The sequence below is a fragment of the Bacteroides sp. HPS0048 genome, assembly GCF_964240755.1.
Lineage (GTDB): Bacteria > Bacteroidota > Bacteroidia > Bacteroidales > Bacteroidaceae > Bacteroides > Bacteroides nordii.
This window is the reverse complement of record NZ_CAXSVC010000053.1, coordinates 1,598-2,868: the sequence shown is the minus strand read 5'-3', so window position 1 is coordinate 2,868 and position 1,271 is coordinate 1,598. Positions and strand designations below refer to the sequence as shown.

Annotated in this window: 1 protein-coding gene; it reads right to left on the bottom strand. The window is 51.6% G+C overall.

From position 1 onward, the window contains the following. Positions 1 to 1,266 (bottom strand): N-6 DNA methylase (locus ACESQI_RS22960; RefSeq protein WP_373127298.1); only part of this gene is annotated, 1,266 nt, incomplete at its 3' end. Positions 1,267 to 1,271: the final 5 nt, after the last annotated feature.

The following is a 1,271-nucleotide window of genomic DNA, read 5'->3' as shown; positions in this document are numbered from 1 at the left end:
GTGCATGTTCTTTTCTGTCGGCACTTCCGGCATGGGCAGTTCAGTACGTTCCAGCACGAGGTCGTTGATACTTGCCGCCTTGTGCGGAACTTTGTCAAGGAGTCGCGGAGCATATTGTTTCAGTTTGAAGCCGTATGAGGTCTTCACCAATGCCACTTCCTTGCGAGGTACGGTATTTTGCGAGGTGATGTACCTGCGGATGACGGCAAGCACTTTCTTCGGGGTCAGTTTGTTCTTCTCCCATTGCTCCACCTGCTCCCGCGTGGCGTTCTCAGGCGGTTTCTGGTTACGGAACTTCGTGACCAACGCTTCCGCCTTGTCTATATGTTTGTTCAACTTGGCGTGCGCCTTCAGCTCGTACATGTACTTGGCAAGTTTGTACTCGAACAGCTCAAGTTCTTCCTTGTTGATCCGGTTGGTTTCGCGCATCAGGTCGAAACGCAACCGGTGTTTCATCGCCCTTGCCTCGCCGATGCGCTTTTTCAGCTCGTCCGCCGTTATGAATTCTTCCGCGTTGTAAGCCTGCATCTTGATGTGGCCCGATTTACGGAGAAATACCATGATTTTCGTATTGAAGTCATGGACTCCGACTGCGGCAAAGGCTGACGGGCCCAACTTCGTCTGACCGACAAATGAGAATCTGCCGTTTATACCGGCTATCCGTGTCTTCTCCCAGAACCCGCTCTGCATGAAGGAACAGGGCACGATGACCATCAGGATTCCTGCCGGATTGAGCACATCGTAAGCCTTGTCCATATAGTATTCCTGCGACAGTTTGTAGTCGAACTTCAAGTTAAAAGGAGGATTGCCGATGATAACATCGAAACGTTGTTCCGGATAGTATTGCCGGATGTCGCATTTCTCGATATGGGCTTCCGGGTAGAGGTATCGTGCGACAGACACGGCCTTGCCGTCTATGTCGAAGCCGTAGGCATTATGCGGGTTGGGCAGATGGTTGAAGAAATTGCCCATACCGCAACACATGTCAAGAACCATTTCGGATGAGACAGGACACAGCATATCCACCATGTCCCGGCATATTTCATGCGGGGTGAAGAACTGTCCCATCTCGAACTCCTTCTTCGCTTCGGCATACTCGTGGTAGCTGGCAAAGTCGGACTGTTTGAGGTTGTGCAGCCCTCCGATACCGGTATAGCAGTTGTAGATGCTCTCCGCCGGAATGAGGTTCTTGCCGGAGTCTATGGCGAAAAGTATCTTCTCGTTGACTTCGGCACGCATACCTTGCGGTATCTGTTGGGGGATGATGGTAT